The sequence below is a fragment of the Salinisphaera sp. S4-8 genome (assembly GCF_040361235.1).
Classification (GTDB): Bacteria; Pseudomonadota; Gammaproteobacteria; order Nevskiales; family Salinisphaeraceae; genus Salinisphaera.
Window position 1 is genome coordinate 350,954 of sequence record NZ_APNF01000005.1, and the last position, 16,425, is coordinate 367,378.

At 64.3% G+C, this 16,425-nt stretch carries 14 protein-coding genes; 4 read left to right on the forward strand and 10 right to left on the reverse strand.

All coding sequences use genetic code 11. The annotated features are described in order from the left end of the window. Positions 1-96: 96 nt before the first annotated feature. From S4A8_RS10200 to leuC, 5 genes are all read right to left on the reverse strand, one after another. A complete protein-coding gene (locus S4A8_RS10200) occupies positions 97-1,122 on the reverse strand; it encodes an aspartate-semialdehyde dehydrogenase (protein WP_353220057.1) in 1,026 nt (341 codons plus the stop codon). A 49-nt stretch (positions 1,123-1,171) separates the two neighbouring features. After that, positions 1,172-2,248 carry a 3-isopropylmalate dehydrogenase gene (gene leuB / locus S4A8_RS10205; protein WP_353178522.1) on the reverse strand — a complete coding sequence of 359 codons (1,077 nt, stop codon included), beginning with the start codon at positions 2,246-2,248 and terminating at the stop codon, positions 1,172-1,174. Positions 2,249-2,312: 64 nt separating this feature from the next. Continuing rightward, positions 2,313-2,954 carry a 3-isopropylmalate dehydratase small subunit gene (leuD, locus tag S4A8_RS10210; protein WP_353220058.1) on the reverse strand — a complete coding sequence of 214 codons (642 nt, stop codon included), beginning with the start codon at positions 2,952-2,954 and terminating at the stop codon, positions 2,313-2,315. A 34-nt stretch (positions 2,955-2,988) separates the two neighbouring features. Next, the gene (locus S4A8_RS10215) at positions 2,989-3,801 is read right to left on the reverse strand and encodes a class I SAM-dependent methyltransferase (RefSeq protein ID WP_353220059.1); all 813 of its coding nucleotides are present in this window, start codon (positions 3,799-3,801) and stop codon (positions 2,989-2,991) included. Then, positions 3,798-5,207 (reverse strand): 3-isopropylmalate dehydratase large subunit, encoded by a 1,410-nt coding sequence (gene leuC, locus S4A8_RS10220; RefSeq protein WP_353220060.1) that lies wholly within the window; start codon positions 5,205-5,207, stop codon positions 3,798-3,800. The genes S4A8_RS10215 and leuC overlap by 4 nt, the downstream gene beginning before the upstream one ends. A 106-nt stretch (positions 5,208-5,313) precedes the next feature. On the opposite strand from leuC, the gene S4A8_RS10225 reads away from it, so the two are divergent. Then, positions 5,314-6,201, forward strand: a complete 888-nt coding sequence (locus tag S4A8_RS10225; RefSeq protein WP_353220061.1) for a LysR family transcriptional regulator — start codon at positions 5,314-5,316, stop codon at positions 6,199-6,201. Here S4A8_RS10225 and S4A8_RS10230 read toward each other — a convergent pair. The 3 genes from S4A8_RS10230 to prmB form a co-directional block, all read right to left on the reverse strand. Next, positions 6,198-7,706 (reverse strand): nuclear transport factor 2 family protein, encoded by a 1,509-nt coding sequence (locus S4A8_RS10230; protein ID WP_353220062.1) that lies wholly within the window; start codon positions 7,704-7,706, stop codon positions 6,198-6,200. The two genes, S4A8_RS10225 and S4A8_RS10230, sit on opposite strands and share 4 nt — an antisense overlap. Positions 7,707-7,787: 81 nt before the next feature. Continuing rightward, entirely contained in the window at positions 7,788-8,888 is a 1,101-nt protein-coding gene (aroC, locus tag S4A8_RS10235) for a chorismate synthase (RefSeq protein ID WP_353220063.1), read from the reverse strand. A 22-nt stretch (positions 8,889-8,910) separates the two neighbouring features. Continuing rightward, positions 8,911-9,846: a 50S ribosomal protein L3 N(5)-glutamine methyltransferase gene (gene prmB / locus S4A8_RS10240; RefSeq protein WP_353178511.1), complete on the reverse strand. Its 936-nt coding sequence runs from the start codon at positions 9,844-9,846 to the stop codon at positions 8,911-8,913. Between the two features lie 447 nt (positions 9,847-10,293). On the opposite strand from prmB, the gene asd reads away from it, so the two are divergent. After that, on the forward strand, positions 10,294-11,190 hold the full coding sequence (asd, locus tag S4A8_RS10245) for an archaetidylserine decarboxylase (RefSeq protein WP_353178509.1): 897 nt from the start codon (positions 10,294-10,296) through the stop codon (positions 11,188-11,190). Positions 11,191-11,510: 320 nt separating this feature from the next. Here the strand turns inward: asd and epmA are convergent, their stop codons facing one another. Together epmA and efp are read right to left on the reverse strand one after the other, a co-directional pair. Further along, positions 11,511-12,455 (reverse strand): EF-P lysine aminoacylase EpmA, encoded by a 945-nt coding sequence (gene epmA / locus S4A8_RS10250; RefSeq protein ID WP_353220064.1) that lies wholly within the window; start codon positions 12,453-12,455, stop codon positions 11,511-11,513. A gap of 31 nt (positions 12,456-12,486) precedes the next feature. Beyond that, positions 12,487-13,059: an elongation factor P gene (efp, locus tag S4A8_RS10255; RefSeq protein WP_353178505.1), complete on the reverse strand. Its 573-nt coding sequence runs from the start codon at positions 13,057-13,059 to the stop codon at positions 12,487-12,489. A gap of 86 nt (positions 13,060-13,145) precedes the next feature. Here efp and epmB point away from each other — a divergent pair, with 86 nt between their 5' ends. Next, the gene (epmB, locus tag S4A8_RS10260; protein WP_353220065.1) at positions 13,146-14,243 is read left to right on the forward strand and encodes an EF-P beta-lysylation protein EpmB; all 1,098 of its coding nucleotides are present in this window, start codon (positions 13,146-13,148) and stop codon (positions 14,241-14,243) included. Next, positions 14,240-16,336 carry an EAL domain-containing protein gene (locus tag S4A8_RS10265; protein ID WP_353220066.1) on the forward strand — a complete coding sequence of 699 codons (2,097 nt, stop codon included), beginning with the start codon at positions 14,240-14,242 and terminating at the stop codon, positions 16,334-16,336. Before epmB ends, S4A8_RS10265 begins: the two co-directional genes overlap by 4 nt. Positions 16,337-16,425 lie beyond the last annotated feature (89 nt).

Here is a 16,425-nt window from a genome sequence, read left to right on the forward strand (position 1 = left end):
CCCTCGATTCGACCCGTATCCCCGCGGTTGATGAACCGCCGGAACAACACGGGCCGACGCGTATGCCGAACTACCCACATGACGCGTCGTATATCCCTAGATGTATTTCTCGATCAGCTTCTCGGCAATCTGCACGCTGTTGAGTGCAGCACCCTTGCGTATGTTATCGGCCACGATCCAGAAATTTAGACCATTCTCACACGAAATGTCTTGCCGAATACGTGAGACGAACACCTCGTCCTGATTCGCGGCCTCGGTGACCGGCGTTGCATAGCCGTCCGGCGCGGGCGTATCGACGACCATCATCCCCGGCGCCTGGGTCAGCAGTTGGCGCGCTTTTTTGGCCGATACACCCTCGCGGGTTTCCACATGCACAGCCTGGCCATGGCCAAAAAAGACCGGGACCCGGACCGCGGTCGGGTTGATCGGCAAATCCGGCTGCCCCAGTAGCCGGCGTGTCTGGGCGATCAGCCGCATTTCTTCGTCGCTGTAGCCGTTGTCCTGCAGCCCATCGATCAGCGGCAGCGTATTAAACGCGATCTGCCGGGGATAGACCGTCGGCTCACGGATCGCCTGGCCATTGAGCAGCCGGGCCGTCTGATCGGCCAGCTCGCGCAGTGCGGCCGTACCCGATGCCGACACCGCCTGGTACGTGGCGACGTTGACCCGCACGACATCGGCAAAATCATGAATCGGCTTGAGCGCCATGGCCAGGGCGATGGACGTAGCCGACGGACTGGCGATCATGCCGCGGGCTGCATGGTCGGCGATCGCCTCGGCATTAACCTCGGGCACGACCAGCGGCACATCGTGCGCATCGGCAAAAAAACCGCTGGTATCGATGACCGCACAGCCGGCAGCCGCGGCACGTTCGGCCAGCGCTTGCGATATGCGCGCGCCGGCCGCGAACAGTGCGATCTGCACACGGGCGAAATCGAAGGACGCCGCATCGCCCACGCTGAGGTTCTTGTCGCGAAAAGCCACACGCTTGCCGGCCGAGCCCTCGCTACCCAGGGCAAACAGCCGGCCGACCGGGAACTCGCGCTGCTCGAGCATTTCGAGCATGGCTTCGCCGACGGCACCGGTGGCGCCTACCACCGCAACATCGTATGCGTCGGCCATTCAGAATCCTGTTGAGGGCATCCGCCGAGGCGGCTGACTACGTGTGATTTCAGCGTAGCATATCGACGATGGCGCCCCCGATCTCCTGAGTGCTGGCGATCTGGGTTTCGTCGTCCATGATATCGCGGGTACGCAGGCCGCGATCGAGCGCATAGCCCACCGCGTTTTCGACCTTGTCGGCCAGATCGCCGCGATCGAGCGTATAACGCAGCATCATGGCCACCGAGAGAATGGTGGCCAGCGGATTGGCCACGCCCTGGCCGGCGATATCCGGCGCACTACCATGCACGGGCTCGTACAGGCCCTTGCCATGACTATCCATCGAAGCTGAGGGCAGCATGCCGATGGAGCCGGTCAGCATCGCCGCGGCGTCCGAGAGCACATCGCCGAACAGGTTGCCGGTGACCAGCGTGTCGAACTGCTTGGGTGCGCGCACCAGCTGCATGGCCGCATTGTCGACATACATATGAGTCAGCTCGACGTCTTCGTATTCGGCATGCAACTCGGTCATGACATCGCGCCAGAGTTGCGAGACCTCGAGTACATTGGCCTTGTCCACGCTGCATAGCCGGCCGCCGCGCGCACGCGCGATATCGAAGGCGCGCCGTCCGATGCGGCGGATTTCGTCCTCGTCGTAGCGCATGGTGTTGAACGCCTCGCGCTTGCCGTTGGCGTTCATGTGGCGGCCGGCCGGCTTGCCGAAATAGATGCCGCCGGTGAGCTCGCGCACGATCATGATATCCAGCCCGGAGACGATATCGCGCTTGAGTGCCGAAACATGCGCCAGCTGCGGATACAGAATCGCCGGGCGCAGGTTCGCGAACAGGTCGAGTTCGCTACGCAGGCGCAACAAGCCTGATTCGGGGCGTTTCTCGCGCGGCTGATCGTCCCATTTCGGCCCGCCGATCGAGCCGAACAGAATCGCATCTGCCGCTCGCGCTGCCGCCAGTGACGACTCCGGCAGCGGATCGCCCTCGGCATCGATCGCCGCGCCGCCGACCAGGGCTTCTTCCAGCTCGATATCCAGGCCATGGTCGCTGGCCAGCGCATCGAGCACGCGCACGGCTTCGCGACAGATTTCAGGGCCCACGCCATCGCCGGGCATCACGAGAATTCTTGCAGTCATGAAATACTTTTATCCTTTACCGAAAAGGCGTCCCGGTCAGCCTGGACCGATCGCGATCTTAGCTCTACAGGTCGCGGAAAAGCCACGGCTTTTCTTGCGCGCGCCGGGCCTCGAAGGCACGAATTTCATCGGCATGCTGCAAGGTCAGACCGATGTCGTCCAGTCCGGCCAGCATGTTCTTGCGCCGATAGGCATCGATATCGAAGCTGAATTCCCGGCCGGCGGCAACGATTGTCTGCGCATGCAGATCCACACGGGCCGTCATCCCCACCTCGTCGTACGCGGCGGCGAACAGCGCATCGATATTTTCTTCTGACAAAGCAATGGGTAACACACCATTCTTAAAGCAGTTATTGTAGAAAATATCGGCGAAACTGGGCGCGATGACGCAACGAATGCCGAAATCTTCCAGCGCCCAGACCGCGTGTTCACGTGAAGAACCGCAGCCAAAGTTCTCTCGTGTCAGCAGAATACTGGCCTGCCGATACGGCTCGCGGTTGAGCACGAAATCGGGGTTCTCACGGCGATCGGCGATATCCGTCTCCAGACCGCCCTGATCGAGATAGCGCCAGTCGTCGAACAGATGCGGGCCGAAACCCGTACGCCGAATCGACTTGAGAAACTGCTTGGGAATGATGGCGTCGGTATCGACGTTGGCGCGATCCAGCGGCGCCACCAATCCTTCATGTACCGTAAATGCTTGCATGGTGTTGTCTTCGCTGCTTTAAAAAAGAATGGCCCTATGCGCTCGGCGTATCGCCCGGCCGGTGCGCAACAAAACGCAGCCGTACATAGGGAACGACCCAGCGCCCCTGTTCGTCCTGCAGATCGTCGACCAGCCGCGCGCGTACCGCGGCGATATAGTCACGGCGCGGCGCACCGTCGGTAAACGCGTTCACGAACGGGCCAGCGAGCGTGCTCAGCCACGCGCTCATATCGCCCGGCAACGGCGTGGGCCGCTCGAAGCTCGACAGCTGATCCACCACGAATCCGGCCCGCACCAGGCGCTGGCGGTATTCGTCGTTGGTGGGGAAATACCACGGATCGAGCGCGTCCGGGTCGTGCCCGCGTACTTCGGCTTCGGCGCGCAGCGCCGATTGCACTGGCGCGACATTGCCGGCGCCGCCGAATTCGCCGACAAAGCGCGCACCGGGCACCAGCCGCTGATAGGCGCCGTCGACAACCGCCTGCGGATCGCGCTTCATCCAGTGCAACGCCGCATTGGAAAATATCGCGTCGAACGTTCCAGCAATCGTAGCGCTACTGCCCAGATCGTGCCCGTCCGCCACCACTGCGTTCACCCCACGCTCGCGCGCGGCGGCGACCATATCGGCGCTGGCATCCATGCCCAGCACCTCGGCGCCGCGCTCTGTGATCGCCTGGCTCAATACGCCATCGCCACAGCCGAGGTCCAGTATTCGCTCGCCGGCCTTCGGGTCGAGCACATCGACCAGCGACGCGGCCAGATCGGCCACGAAACGTGCATCGCGGGCGTAATCTCGCGCATTCCAGTCGCCTCGGCTCGTATCGACGCTGGCCGTGGCGTCGCTCATTGCTCGATACCCAATTCGCGGATATCCACAAAATGGCCATACACCGCCGCAGCCGCGGCCATCGCCGGGCTGACCAGATGGGTACGCCCGCCCTTGCCCTGGCGCCCCTCGAAATTGCGGTTCGAGGTCGAGGCACAACGCTCGCCCGGCAACAGGTTGTCGTCGTTCATGCCCAGACACATGGAGCAGCCGGCATCGCGCCACTCGAACCCGGCGGATTTGAAGATCACATCCAGCCCTTCCTTTTCAGCCTGCTGTTTGACCAGGCCGGAGCCGGGCACGACCATCGCCAATTCGATATTGGGCGCAATCCGGCGGCCCTTGAGATAGGCAGCGGCCACCCGTAGATCCTCGATGCGCGCATTCGTGCACGAGCCCAGAAAGATCTTGTCGAGCATGATCTCGGTCATCGGCACGCCCGGGGTGAGGTCCATGTATTCCAGCGCCGCGCGCCAGCTTTCGGCCTGGGTCTCGTTGGCCGCATCGGCCGGCGACGGCACGCGATCGGTGACCGGGCCAACCATCTCCGGCGACGTGCCCCAGGTGACCTGCGGCGCGATATCGGCGGCGTTCAGCACCACGACCTTGTCGTATTCCGCGTCTTCGTCGGACACCAGCGTGCGCCAATAGGCCTCGGCGCGATCCCACTGCTCGCCAGTGGGTGCATAGGTACGCCCGCGCATGTAGTCGATGGTGGTGTCGTCGACCGCGACCATGCCCGCACGCGCGCCGGCTTCGATGGACATGTTGCAGATGGTCATCCGCCCTTCCATCGACAGCGCCCGCACGGCGTCGCCGCCGTACTCGATGACAAAGCCCGTGCCGCCTGCGGTGCCGATCTTGCCGATGATGGCGAGCATGATGTCCTTGGCCGAAATACCGGGCGCGACCTGGCCATCGACGCGTACCAGCATGGTCTTCGACCGCGCCTGGGGCAGCGTCTGCGTGGCCAGCACATGTTCGACCTCGGAGGTACCGATACCGAAGGCCAGCGCGCCGAAGGCGCCGTGGGTCGCGGTATGCGAATCGCCGCAGACGATGGTCATGCCCGGCTGGGTCGCGCCCTGCTCCGGGCCGATGATATGCACGATGCCCTGACGCGGGTCGCCCAGGCCGAACAGGCGAATGCCGTGTTCATTGCAGTTTCTGAGCAGCGCGTCTACCTGGGCGCGCGAGATGGTGTCGGCGATGCCGCCATCGCGGTTGACGGTGGGCACGTTGTGATCGGGCACGGCCAGATTGGCATTCACCCGCCAGACCGGCCGGTCGGCCAGCGCCAGCCCTTCGAAGGCCTGCGGCGAGGTCACTTCATGGACCATATGCCGATCGATATAGAGCAGGCCGTTGCCGTCCTCTTCGCGAACCAGATGTTCGTTGAACAGTTTTTCGTAAAGCGTCTGTGCCATGACCGGCTCCGAATCGTGAAGATGCGCGCAAGGGTAAGCAGGCCGCGCGAATTACTCAAATGAATCTTTTGGATATAATCGATTACCTTTCGGAAAGTAACGCCCTATGCAAACCGAAGCGATCCAGGCTTTCGTCAGCGTCTGCGACCGCGGCTCGTTTCAGTCCGCTGCCGAGGCACTGCATCTGAGCCAGCCCACCATCAGCAAACGCCTGGCCGCACTGGAAACGCGCCTGGGTCACGAACTGTTTGATCGGGTCGGGCGCGGCGTGGCACTCACCGAGGCCGGTCGTGCCTATCTGCCCCATGCACGGGAGCTGCTGGCAGTGATCCAGGACGGGGCGCGCGCGCTCGACAACCTGCATGCCGATACCGCCGGGCCCTTGCGCCTGGCGCTATCGCATCACGTGGGGTTGCATCGCATGCCCGACGTGCTGCGCGCCTATATCGCCCGCTATCCGAATGTAGCCCCGGAAATCGCGTTCGTGGATTCGGAAGCCGCCTGTCGTAGCGTGGTCAACGGCGAACGCGAACTGGCGGTCATCACCCTGCCCTCGCCGGCCCATCCCGGTCTGGTCGAGGACTGTATCTGGCATGATCCGATGAGCGTGTTCGTCGGCCGCGACCATGCGCTGGCCACGGCTGAATCGGTCGCTGCCACGGACCTGGCGGCCTATCCGGCGGTATTGCCGCCGGTGGAAAGCTATACCTATGCAATCATCGCCGATGCACTCGGCGCGGCAGGCCTGGATATCGCGCCGCGTATGACCAGCCATTATCTGGAAACGCTGCGCATGCTCGCCGGCGTGGGCATCGGCTGGACGGTACTGCCCACCTCGATGGAGCATCCCGAACTCGCCCGACTCGAGCTACCCGGCGTGGCGATCCAGCGCCGCCTGGGCGCAATTCGTCATCCGCGCCGCAGTCTGTCGAATGCGGCGCGCGCCCTGCTGACCATGCTGGACGCGCGCCGCGAGCCGAGCGCCCGCGCCTAGCTCTCGCGCACGATCCGCCAGCCGCCGTCTTCGCGTACCAACGTGACCCGTTTACGCTCGCGGTCTTCGTAGGTGTTGGACTTGTAGTGCTGGTTGAAGCTCGCCTGGGCCCGATCGTCACCCAGCAGGCTGACCTGGATATCGCTGATTTCGATACGAATCCAGGCCGGACCCTTGACCGCCTGATCGCGGGACTTGGCCCACTGGGTCAGACTGGTGCCGCCCTGCGGCTGATAGTTGTCGCTATAGGCGTTCAGATAACGGCGCACGTCCTGCGACGACCAGGCCTCGGCCCAGTCCTCGAGCGCCTGCTCCACGGCCTTGCGCGCCTGCGCCTGGCTTTCGGCCTGCATCTGCGCCGGGGCCGAACCCGCAGCGACTTGTGCGTTCGACGCGCCATTCGCCGCGGGGGCGTTGGCCGGCGCTTCGGAGGGCGCGCTGCTGGCCGGCGGTGCTTCCGAAGGTGCAGCGTTCGCTGCCGGTGCGTTATCGGCCGGCGGTGCTTCGCTCACGACCTGACTATCCACGCTTTCGGTTTGCGCGGGCGCCTTGGCCACCGTGAAATCGATCGCGTCGGCATCACCTTCACGCAGAATCCGCCAGCCGTCGGCGCTTTCCTGCATGAGCAGCGCCTTGCGCTCACGATCCTGGTAGCTGTTCGACTTGTAGCGCTGGGTAAAGGTCACCAGCGCCTGCTCGCCGCGACGCTTGATCTGGGTATCGCTCAAGCTCACATCGATACGTTTGGGTGCGCTCACGCGCTGGCGCCGCTGCGCTGCCCAGGCCGAGCGGCTCATGCCGTCGTCAGGCACGAAGTCGTCGCTGTACATCGACAGATAGCCGTTCACGTCCTGGGCCGACCAGACCTGTGCCCAGCTTTGCAGCGTGGACTGCGGGGTGCTGGTATCGATATCCACCGGCGCTTTCGTGCGCGCGGTCACGTTGGGTACCGCCGGCGGTGTCGGCTTGGACGATTTAGCCGAGCCCGCGCTCATGCCGCCGCCGATGAATTCGGCCAGTTGCTGACTTTTCGCACGCGCAATGGCGTTGTCGCTTTCCAGCTCGCCGGCGCGGGCATAGGCCCCCTGCGCCATCGCTACATAGATATCACCCAGATTTTCCTGGGCCGGGCCATGCTCGGGATTGATCTCGACGGCCTTTTCCAGCGCCGCCTGCGCGCCTTCGAGATCGTTGTCGCGCGCGCGCAACACGCCGAGGTTGTTCCAGGCCTCGGCCATTTCGGGGTTGTCGGAAACCAACGCATTGAACACGTCCAGCGCCCCCTGCGTATCGCCGCTGCGTGCCAGGGCCAAGCCCTTGAGAAAACGCGCTTCGGCATTGCCCGGGGTCTTGGCCAGTACGCCGTCCAGCTGTTTCACCGCTCCCGCATAATCGTTGCGGGACAGCGCATCACGTGCCGCGTCCATATCCGCATGGGCCACGCCCTGTGACAGCGCGGCAACGATAAGGGCCGTGGCGGCCGTGGTCTTGATTCTGATGGTCATGGAAACGAAATCCCCCGAGCGAGTTCTGGTGCGTTCGTATTATGCCGTTTAGTCATGACGTTGCCAGACAAACATGACCGATCAAGCCCGCTCTGACGCAATCGGCGCCAGGCCGCTGTTCACGTCGGCGTTCTGGGCGCGATGGCGCAGCGCGTGATCGAGCAACACCAGTGCGAGCATGGCTTCGGCAATCGGCGTGGCCCGCAGTCCCACGCAGGGATCGTGCCGGCCGGTGGTGCGCATTTGCGTGGCCTGGCCCTGCGTATCGATGGTATCGCCGGGAATGATGATGCTCGACGTGGGCTTGAGCGCCATGCTCGCGCGGATCGTCTGACCGCTGGAAATCCCGCCCTGGATACCGCCGGAATGATTGCTGGCAAAGCCATCCGGCGACATTTCGTCGCGATGCTGGGAGCCGCGCTGATTGACCACGGCAAAGCCGTCGCCGATCTCCACGCCCTTGACCGCATTGATGCTCATCAGCGCCTTGGCGATTTCGGCATCCAGGCGATCGAATACCGGCTCGCCCCAGCCCGGCGGCACACCGGTGGCGACGACGTTGATACGCGCGCCGATGGAATCGCCATCCTTGCGCAGCGCATTGATATAGTTTTCCAGTTCCTCGAGACGCGCCGGTTCGGCACAGAAGAACGGATTCCGATTGGCGGCGTCGAGATCCTCGCAGGCCAGTTCCAGCGGCCCCATCGCCGCGAGATAACCCTGAATACGCACGCCAAAACGCTCGGCGAGCACCTTGCGTGCGATCGCGCCGGCAGCCACGCGGGCCGCGGTTTCGCGTGCCGAGGAACGCCCGCCGCCACGATAGTCGCGAATGCCGTATTTCTGCAGATAGGCGTAGTCGGCGTGGTTGGGCCGGAATACGTCCTTGATCTTGGAATAGTCGCGCGAGCGCTGATCGGTGTTTTCGATGAGCAGCCCGATCGGCGTGCCGGTGGTCCGGCCTTCGAACACGCCGGATAGAATCCGTGCGCAGTCGTCTTCGCGGCGCTGGGTCACATAACGCGAGGTGCCCGGCTTGCGGCGGTCGAGATCGCCCTGCAGATCGGCCTCGCTGAGTTCGATGCCGGGCGGGCAGCCGTCGACGACACAGCCGATCGCCGGCCCGTGGCTTTCGCCGAAGGTGGTGACCGTGAATCGCTCGCCCCAGGTATTGCCTGCCATATCTATTCAGCTCGTCGAAAAACTATTGCGCGACTTCGGACTGGGCTTCCACCCAGGCATCGAGATCCTGCGCTTCCAGAACGCCCACGCCCAATCCCCCGCGCTGGAGTTCTATCCATGTTATCGGCAGGTCCGGGTAAGTCTGTTCCAGCGCGAACGCGCTGTAACCGACTTCCAGCACCAGCAGTCCATCTTCGCTGAGATAGTCACGGGCGTCGAATAACAGCCGTGCCACCAGCGACAGGTCGTCGCTGTCGCCATGAAAGGCAAAACCCGGCTCATGGCGATACTCCGGCGCCAGCCCCGACCATTCGTCCTGGGTGACATACGGCGGATTGGTCACGATCAGGTCGAAGCGCTGTTCGGCCAGACCGTCGAACAGATCGGCCTGTACGTATTCCACCTGCGGGCCGATGTCGTGCTTGTCGCTATTGATCCGGGCCACATCCAGGGCATCGCTGCTGGCATCGGTGGCCACCACCCGTGCCTCGGGAAACGCCAGCGCACAGGCGATGGCAATTGCCCCGCTGCCGGTACACAGATCCAGAATCGATAGCGGCTCGCGATGGCCCAGCCACGGCTGGAAGTCGGTTTCGATAAGCTCGGCGATCGGCGAACGCGGCACGATCACCCGTTCGTCGACAAAAAACTCGAGGCCCGCGAACCAGGCCTTTTGCGTGATATAGGCCGCCGGCTTACGGCTTTCGATACGCTGCTCGATGATCTGAATGACTGCGTCGCGCTCTTCGAAGGTGAGCGTGCTGTCGAGATAGGCATCCGGCAGGCTCGCATCCAGGCCCAGCGTATCGAGTACCAGATGCGCGGCCTCGTCGATGGCATTGTCGCTGCCGTGGCCGAAGGCCAGACCGGCCGCGGCAAAACGCGATGCGCCCCAGCGGATATAGTCGAGTACGCGCGTGAGCGTGGCGGCAATTTCAGTGTTTTCGTGCTGCGTCATACCTGCTCGTATTTAGCCTAAAAACGGCCATACCCGGCTGCTGGCCGGGCCCGACCGTCGTGCAATTGTCGTGGCGCGCCGCGCCGTCTCGCGCAAGGATAAACCACATCCGCCCTTTGCGCGGCCCGACTCGCTCTGCGCGATCGATCGCGCGGCGCCAGGCCCGCCCCGACACATCGCGATAAAACCTGTGCGCGCGGCGCTGGCCCCGATCGCGAGTCGCGCCTGGCTGCGCGCTCATCACTAATTCGCGCCCGAACCGCTTGGCGGCCGGGGCTTTGCGCCGGTTCGTCGAAACCTCGCGAGTGACACCGACAAAGCGCCTGCGATACGCGCGTTTGCACGCCGCGCTCACGCGAAGGCGATTCGCGTGAGCACGTGGGATTATGCAGAGCTTCGCAAGCGACGCTACCCTGCCCGCATTGACCGATTCACCGACCCGCGATCATGGCTTCATCGAACCCGGCAAGCACGGGCGACCGGCTTTTCGCCGCCTTGCTGTGGCTATTGCCCACCCGTGCGATCTCGCGCGCCGCCCATGCATTGGCGCGCGCGCGCCTACCCTGGCTCAAACAGGCGCTGATCAATGCCTTCATGCGCCTGTATCCGGATATCGACATGCGCGAGGCCGCCCAGCCCGATCCGACAGCCTATTCCAGCTTCAACGCGTTTTTCACCCGTGCACTCGCGCCGGGCCAACGCCCGCTGCCCGAGGACCGTGAACGGATCGTGTCGCCGGTCGACGGTACGCTCGGCGCCTTCGGCGCGGCTCGTACCGGCATGATCTGCCAGACCAAAGGCATGGCCTACGACCTGCGCACGCTCGTCGGCGGCAGCGAAGCCTGGTCGGCCGCATTTCTGGGCGGCTCCTATGCCACCTTCTATCTGGCACCGAGCAACTATCACCGCGTACATATGCCGCTGGATGGCTGTGTACGCGAAATGCGCTACGTGCCGGGGCGGCTGTTCGGCGTGAACCCGCGCTGCGTGCGTGCGATCCCGCGCCTGTTCGCCCGTAACGAACGCCTGGTGACGCTCTTCGATACCGCGGTCGGGCCCATGGCACTGGTCATGGTGGGCGCATTCATCGTCGGCGGAATCCATACGCGCTGGGCCGGTCAGCTGTGCCCGCCGCATCGGCGCGCGCCGCGCGAAGAGAGCTTCATCGACGCCACGCTGGAAAACGCCTACTACGCCCGTGGCGAGGAAATGGGCCGCTTCTCGATCGGCTCCAGCGTGATCCTGCTGTTCGGCCCCGGCGCGCTGGGTTGGGACGAGGCCCTGTTCAACGGTCAGCCCGTACGCCTGGGCGATCCGATCGCGCGTCTGGGCAGCGGCGCCTGAGAGAACGTTTCAAGACAATACGCGAGTATTGGCGCGGGCTCGGTCGGCGGCTTTCCCAAAAAGCAACTCGTCCACAAATGAACGCCAAGCGCGCAAATGATGCGGCCAACTCGACCAGCAGGACGTAGGTTGGGTTAGCGAAGCGTAACCCAACAACAAACGAAGCCCGTGGAACCGATCCAATCCACGTCGCTGAACCACGCCAGGCTGGTCGATGCATGTTGGCTTACGGCCCAGGCCAACCTACACGTCCTTTTTTCGATTTATTCGCCTGCCTTCGCGTTCATGTGCGCACAACCCGCTTGCTTGAATGAACGCAATCAGCGGCGCGACCAATCAAACGTTAGCGCCTCGCCAATACCCTCGAAGCCACAGACCAACGCCAGCAGCCGATCCACGCCCAGCGCCACACCCGCGCACTCGGGTAAGCCGGCATCCATCGCCGCCAGCAGGCGTTCGTCGAGCGCGGCCGGATGCCCCTCATCGGTCGCGCCCAGGCGCCGTTCACGTTGCATGCGTTGGCGTGCGATATCGGCATCGGTGAGCTCGCGCGCGCCATTGGCCAGCTCCACGCCCTGCCAGAACCATTCGAAGCGATGGGCGATACCGGCCCGCGTGGCGTCGGTGGCGACCAGCACCGCGTCATCCGCCGGAAAATCGACCACACATTCCGGCGCGTCGCGCCCGAGCGTGGGTTGAACGGCCAGGCTCATGATCAGATCGAGCCAGAAAGCGCGGTCGTCTTCGGCATCGGCCGTCGCGGGCGCGAGCTGATGTCGGCGCGCCCAATCGGCAAGTTCGCCGACCGGGCTATCGATCGGATCGAGCCCGGTCACGGCCGCGAACACCTGGCGGTATTCGCGCACGCCGCCGCAGGCCACGCCCGCCACCGCTTCGATCAGATCCGCGGTCTCGGCCACCATGTCGGCCATGGTCGCGCCCGGGCGATACCATTCCAGCATCCAGAATTCGGGGTTGTGCCAACGCCCGGCCTCGCCGGCGCGAAACACCGGCCCGAGCTGGTAGATCGCGCCCGTACCGGCGGCAAGCAGGCGTTTCAGGCCATGTTCCGGCGACGGCACGAGATAGCCGCCCTGCTCGACCTGCATACCCGCGAGCCCACGTTCGGCCGGCGCGGCACGCGCGATCAGCGGCGTGCTTACTTCCAGCACGTCGCGCTCGGCCATGAATGCGCGCATATCGGCCAGCAGGCGCGCGCGGCGCACGAGCGTGGCCCGGGTCGCGCCCGGGCGCCAGTCGGTCATCGCCAACCCCGGGTTTAGCTGCGTTGCCCGCCTAGCCTTCGTTGGCGCGGGAGACGTACTCGCCCTTGCGGGTATCGATCTTGAGTGTTTCGCCTTCTTCGATGAACAGCGGCACGCGCACCACCGCCCCGGTTTCCAGCGTGGCCGGCTTGCCGCCGCCGCCCGAGGTGTCGCCCCGTACGCCGGGATCGGTTTCGGTAACCGTCAGGGTCACGAAATTGGGCGGGTCGACCTGCAACGGCGTGCCGTTCCACAGGGTCACGCTGCAGGTGTCCTGGGCCTTGAGCCATTTGGTGGCATCGCCGACCGCGGCTTCGCCGGCCTGATACTGCTCGAAGCTGTTCGGCTCCATGAAGTGCCAGAACTCGCCGTCGTGGTAGAGATACTGCAGATCCACATCCATGACGTCGGCAGCTTCGACGCTGTCGCCCGACTTGAAGGTACGCTCGATCACGCGGTTGGTCTTGAGATTGCGGATCTTGACGCGGTTGAAAGCCTGGCCCTTGCCGGGCTTGACGAACTCGTTCTCGACGATGGCACAGGGATCGCCATCGAGAATGATCTTGAGCCCGCCCTTGAACTGGTTGGTATTGAAGGTCGCCATAAAAGCTTGTTTCTGGTTGGTTGAAAACCGCGCGCCCGCGGCGCGCCCGGTTGGCGCAGCGCAGGCGGCGCTCTACACTGGCCGCCATGCATCACGCCCAAGTCGAGACCTTGCGCGCGCCTGCCCGAAAGCGCGCCAGTCTATCGCAAACCGGTCACGGCTGGCAGCAGGCCATGCGCGAGGCGGTGACCGATATCGATACGCTGTGTGCGCTACTCGAGCTCGGCGAGTCCCAGCGTAGCGCCCTGGCGGCCGTCACCACCGGCTTCGGCCTGCGCGTGCCCCGCAGCTATATTGCGCGCATGCGCCGCGGCGATATCAACGATCCGCTATTGCGCCAGGTACTGCCGATCGCGGCGGAAAACGAAGCCGTACCCGGTTTTGGCATCGATGCGGTCGGCGATCACACCAGCGCACTCGGCGACGGCGTACTACACAAATACCACGGGCGCGCGCTGCTGGTAACCACCGGCGCGTGCGCGGTGCATTGCCGGTACTGCTTCCGGCGGCATTTCGACTATGCCAACCAGCACGCGGGCGCGCGCCAGGGCGAAGCCGCGCTGGCGCATATCGCCGCCGATCCAAGCATCAACGAAGTCATTCTTTCCGGCGGCGATCCGCTGTCGCTGAGCAATGCGCGTCTCGATGCGCTGGCGCGTGCGCTGGATGACATCGATCACGTCACGCGCATCCGCATCCATACGCGCACCGCCGTGGTTCTGCCCGAACGCATCGATGCCGGGCTTGTCGCCTGGGTGCGCGAACGCCGTCAGCAGTGCGTGATCGTCATCCATGCCAACCACGCGCAGGAGCTCGACGATACCGTCGGCGCGCGGCTGGCCGAACTGCGCGCAGCGGGTGCCACCCTGCTCAATCAGGCAGTTCTGCTCAAGAAGGTGAATGATCGAGTCGATACATTGATAGAACTCAGCGAACGACTCTTTGCGCTCGGTGTGATGCCGTACTATCTGCACCTGCTCGACCGGGTCGCCGGTAGCGCGCATTTCGAGGTCGATCTGGCGCGTGCCCGCGATCTGGTCGACCGGGTCGCCGCGCGTCTGCCCGGCTATCTGGTGCCCAGGCTGGCACGGGAAACCGCCGGCGACGCGGCCAAGCAGGTGTTCGGTCATGACGCCGGCCCGAGCGCGGCCGATACGCGAGGATCTGAAAGGGGTAAGGATTGAACCAGCACAAAACGGCATCTGTACCCGGCACCGGGGTCGGCAAGACCCTGGCGGTCATGGCGATCACCGCCGAGGACGCCGTCTTCGAGCGTATTCGCACGCTGCTCGACGACAGCAATGACCCGGTGGATCTGATCCGCTGCGAGGACCCGAGCCAGTTGGGCGAGCAAGACGCCATTTCCGGCGTGGCGGTCATCGCCCTGCACTGTCACAGCGAAGACAGCCGCGCGCGCCGCGAACTCGGGCTCGTGCATGGGCTGGCCGGACTTGCCCCGGTGATCGTGCTCGACGACGGCGACGCCGGGCTCGCGCGCGCCGATGCGCTTGAAGACGGTGCATTCGACGTGGTCCCGCTCGCCGAGACCGATCTGCTCGAACTGCGCCTGCGTCAGGCGCTCGAGATCGGGCGCGTACGCGTGGAACTCCAGGATGCCGCCCAGCGGCTCAACCAGACCCAGCGCCGTCTCGATGTGCTGCTCAGCCACGGTCAGGATGCGCGCGCGACGCTGGTGGGCCAGCGGGTCGCCGATCCGAGCCCGGCTTTCGCCCGCCTGATCGGTGTGAACGATACCGAAAGCGCGCGTGGCATCGATCTGCTCGATCGGGTGGCCCCGCACGACCGCGACCGGTTTTCCAACGCGCTCGACCAGGTGACGACCGAGCAATCCGATGCATCGCTGGTTTTCGACCTGACCACGCATCTGAATCACCGCCAGAGCGTGCGGGCACTCCTGACGCCCGGGGTCGCCGAAAAAGGCGACGAACGCCGGACCAACGTCGTGCTGCAATCGGTGGATAGCGAACGCCGCACCGGCGAGGCGGCCCGCGGCCCGGCGCTGGACGGGCGCATGGCGCTGCATTCGGTGCTTTCGCATACGGTCAGCCGGGCCAAGGAATATGTGCTCGGCATGGTCTTTATCGCCGTCGACGAGATTTCCGGCTTGCAGGATCAGTTCGGCCTGGCGGAAAGCGATCTACTGCTCCAGGAAGTGGGCCTGTACCTGCTGCAGGCCATTCGGGGTGAAGATCGTGTATTTCGCTTTGGCGCCGGCGAATACGTGATGATCGTCGAACGCCATTCTGTCAACGAGATCGAGGAATTCGCCCAGAGTCTGCATAGCGCGATCTCCGGCGAGGTCTTCGGCGATGACCGGCACGGCACCCGACTGTCTTCGAGCCTGGCCTACTGCGTGCTCTCCGGCGGCTCGGCACAGAACGACGCGCGCCTGCAGCGGCTGATGGATACGGTCTACGAACTGCGCGAGGACGGCGGTAACGCCTGTCAGAAATGCGTCGTCGACAGTGGCGAAAGCACCGGCGACGAAGGCCGCGATGCCTGGGTCGAACGTCTGCGCGAAGCACTCGATCACGACCGCTTCAGCCTCGCCTATCAAGGCGTCACCAGCCTTGCGGGTGACAGCCAGCCGTATTTTGACGTACTCCTGCGCTATGTCGACGATCGCGGCGCGCTGGTTCGCCCGGGCGAATTCCTGCCCGCAGCCGAACAGGCCAACATGATGCCGGCGATCGATCGCTGGGTGGTGCAACGTGCGATCGATGTCATCTGGCAACAAAAAGCCAAGGCCACCGAGATCATTCTGTTCGTGAAACTCTCGCCCGCCACTATCAAGGACGGCGAAGCGTTCGCGACCTGGCTGGCCAGCGCGATCGAGCAGCACCCGATCGAGCCGAGCGCGCTCATCTTCAGTTTCCGTGAAGACGACGTGCGCAGTCATGTGCGACCGGCCACGCAGCTGGCGGAATCGCTAACGGATTCCGGCTTTCGTGTGGCCCTGACCCACTATGGCAGCACGCCTAAAGCCGTGCAGGTGCTCGATCGCATGCCGGCCAACTTCATCAAGCTCGCGCCCGATTTCGCCCGCCAGATGCTGGGCCGCGAACAGGATGAACGCCTGGCCCATATCATTGCCAGCGCCCGCGAGCGCGAGATTCCGCTCATCGCTGAACAGATCGAGGACGCCAACAGCATGGCGCGTCTCTGGCAGGCCGGCATCAACTATGTGCAGGGCCATTTCATCCAGGAGCCCGACACCGAAGCACTGGCCGGCGATACCGCAGACAATACGCTCTAGGTGTGTAAACCCACCACATTGTTCATGGATAAGCCCAGGCGGCTGATCGGTGGTTTGTGCTTCAGGCTGGCATGGGGTCGGTGCCAGTT